The following is a 1,642-nucleotide window of genomic DNA, read 5'->3' on the forward strand; positions in this document are numbered from 1 at the left end:
CGCTCTCACCATCGAGGCCGAGCCCGGCGCCGTGCTTGACGGGCAGGGCCGGGACCGAACCATCGAGGTGGCTGCCCCGAGCGTCGTCATGCGCGGCCTCACCATACGCAATTCCGGCATCGACGATCCGATGGACGCGGCGGTCTTCCTCGAGGACAGCGCCGTGGGCGCGATCGTCGAGGACAGCCGGATCGAGAACAGCCTGGTCGGCATCTATGTTCACGGCGCCGCGAACGCGATCGTGCGGAACAATCGCATCGTCGGGCGGACCGATCTCAGGACCAACGAGCGCGGCAACGGTGTCTATGTCTGGAACGCGCCGGGGGCGCAGGTGATCGGCAACTACATCACCGGCGGACGCGACGGCATCTTCACCAATGCCAGCCGCAACAACGTCTTCCGCGGCAACCGCATCGAGAACGTCCGCTTCGCCATCCACTACATGTACACCCATGACAGCGAGGTCAGCGACAACGTCTCGCGCGGCAACCATGACGGCTACGTCATCATGTATTCGAGCCGCCTGACGATCCGCCGCAACCTGTCGGAAGACGACGGCGATCACGGCCTTCTGCTCAACTACGCCAACGACGCGGACATCCAGGACAATGTGGTGCGGCGGAGCGACCAGTGCGTCTTCATCTACAACGCCAACAAGAACCTGTTCGCCGGCAACTGGTTCGAGGATTGCGCCGTCGGCATCCATTTCACCGCGGGTTCCGAGCGCAACCGGATGACCGGCAATGCCTTCGTCCATAACCGCTCGCAGGTCGTCTATGTCGGGACACGGTCGCTCGACTGGTCGGCGGACGGGCGCGGCAATTACTGGAGCGACAATCCGGCGTTCGACCTGAATGGCGACGGCATCGCCGATACCGCCTACCGCCCGAACGACATCTTCGACAAGGTCGTGTGGACTTATCCGACGGCCAAGCTCCTCATCAACAGCCCGGCCGTGCAGGTCATCCGCTGGGCTCAAGCGGAATTCCCCGCGCTCCATCCGGGCGGCGTCATCGACAGCGCGCCGCTGATGGCGCCCGTCCCGCCCGCGCCGGAGGTGAAACCATGACCATGTCGCCGACGATCTTCATGGAAGGCGTGTCGAAGCGATACGGAGACAGTTTTGTCGTCCGCGACGTAGACCTCTCGGTTGCGCCGGGCGAGTGCGTTGCCATCGTCGGGCATAACGGCGCCGGCAAGAGCACGCTGGTGAAGATGGCGCTCGGCCTCATCACGCCGACCGCTGGGCGTATCGCGCTGCTCGGCGAGAATCCGGCCGGCCGCCAGGCCATGGCATTCCGACGCAGGATCGGCTTCCTACCCGAGAACGTCGCCTTCTCCGCGGCCATGACCGGCCGCGAGGTGCTGCGTTTCTACGCGCGCCTCAAGCAAGTGCCGCTCGGCGTCACCGACCAGCTTCTGGAGCGGGTCGGGCTTGCCGCCGCCGCGAGCCGCCGCGTCGGCACCTATTCGAAGGGCATGCGCCAGCGCCTCGGATTGGCGCAGGCGCTGCTCGGCGAGCCGCGCGTCCTCTTTCTCGACGAGCCGACAACCGGCCTCGACATCGAGTCGCGCCAGATGTTCTACGACGTCATGGCCGAGTTGCGCGATGCCGGCGCGACGCTGCTGCTTTCCTCGCATG

The 1,642-nt window shown here is 65.7% G+C and carries 2 protein-coding genes; both read left to right on the forward strand.

What is annotated here, in order from left to right:
• The coding region (locus EOD07_RS33675; protein ID WP_127238282.1) for a nitrous oxide reductase family maturation protein NosD at positions 1-1,069 on the forward strand (1,069 nt) is incomplete at its 5' end.
• Positions 1,070-1,071: 2 nt separating this feature from the next.
• The coding region (locus tag EOD07_RS33680) for an ABC transporter ATP-binding protein (RefSeq protein ID WP_206519642.1) at positions 1,072-1,642 on the forward strand (571 nt) is incomplete at its 3' end.

It is taken from the genome of Mesorhizobium sp. M2C.T.Ca.TU.002.02.1.1 (assembly GCF_003997225.1).